The sequence below is a fragment of the Polynucleobacter sp. MWH-Jannik1A5 genome (assembly GCF_018881795.1).
GTDB lineage: Bacteria > Pseudomonadota > Gammaproteobacteria > Burkholderiales > Burkholderiaceae > Polynucleobacter.
On the sequence record NZ_JACVPQ010000015.1, the window covers coordinates 1 to 1,409 of the forward strand.

At 45.6% G+C, this 1,409-nt stretch carries 1 protein-coding gene; it reads right to left on the reverse strand.

The genetic code is table 11. From position 1 onward, the window contains the following. The coding region (locus ICN23_RS09725) for a LamG domain-containing protein (RefSeq protein WP_216232052.1) at window positions 1-1,409 on the reverse strand (1,409 nt) is incomplete at both ends.

Genomic DNA, 1,409 nt, shown 5'->3' on the forward strand with positions numbered 1-1,409 from the left:
GTACCAGTGTAAGCATTGGTGCCAGACAAGGTTAATGTGCCTGAACCCACTTTAGTGAGGTTACCGGCGCCACTAATCACGCCACTAAAGGTCGTATCAGTTGTACTGCCAGTTGTCAGGTTGCCAGTCAAGGTGATGTTACCGGCACCAGCAATCGAGGCCACAGTGTCGTTAGCACCTACGATATAAGTAGCCCCAGAGGCAACCGTAACGGCAGTGCTATCAGACAAGCTGCCAGTGACGTTCAAGGTACCAGCTTGAACGGTAGTGGTACCGGTGTAGGTGTTGGCCGCAGCTAAGGTTAATGTTCCAGTACCAGTTTTAGTGAAACCACTGCTGCCAGTAATAGCACCGCCTAATGTACTAGAAGAGCCAGATGTATTAATGCTCATCGCATTAATACCAGTGATAGAACCACCAACATTGAATGATCCACCGGTAACATTTAAGTTTGCAGTAGGCGTTGCAGAAATAGAAGCTGCTTGATATTGACTCAATACGGTAGCGGCACTTAATGCTGAGTTGTAATAAGCAATGTTTGCGATCCCACCGTCAAATGCTTGGCCGCCGTTACCCCTTTGACCAACCATCAAGCCCATACCTAAGCCACTAGCTATTGATCCGCTCACAGCATAGTTAGATTGTATCGCCACGCCATTTGCGTAGACGTTTACAGCGCTGCCGTTACTTGTAAAGACAACTTGTGTCCATGCGCCAGTGGCTGGTGAATAATTATTGGCATTAATCCAAGCCCAGCCTGGAGAGGAATTAAATAGTGCCCACTCAATACGATTATTTTGAATCGCAATTTCGTATTGATTTTCTTTATTCATAATAATTCCATTGCCACCAGAATTATTTTTCACCCAAGCAACCATAGTGAATGATCCAGAGCCTGGATTTAATGAAGCACCATTAGGATAAGTTAAGTAGCTAGAACCCGGGGCATACAAAGCTGTTGAGTCAGAGAACATTCCAGCTGTACGGCCTGGCCCGCCAGATGAACTCTGAATAGTGTAAGTTCCATTGCCACCTAAAGTACCTAAATTTGTAGCGCTGGTTGAGTTGACAGCATCCGTCAGAGGTATGAATACCAGTGGATTACTTGCCAAGACAGCTGCCTCATAAGACGCCTGAGATGCTGGACCGCCACCATTGCCTAATGAAACATTTCCTAAAATATTGACGTCAGCACTTCCCACATTCAAGGTGAGAGAAGCATTTAATACAACATTGCTATTGAAATTAATATTTGCATTATTTGTTATAAGACTAGAAATAGCCCCTACAGTTACTGTGCCACCATAACCCTGTACTCCGGCAGTGGTCACTGATCCACCGATAGAAGTATCGCCACTAGTGTTCAAGGAAGCGAGTGCATAGCTCGCACCAACCGTGCTTGCAAAGAC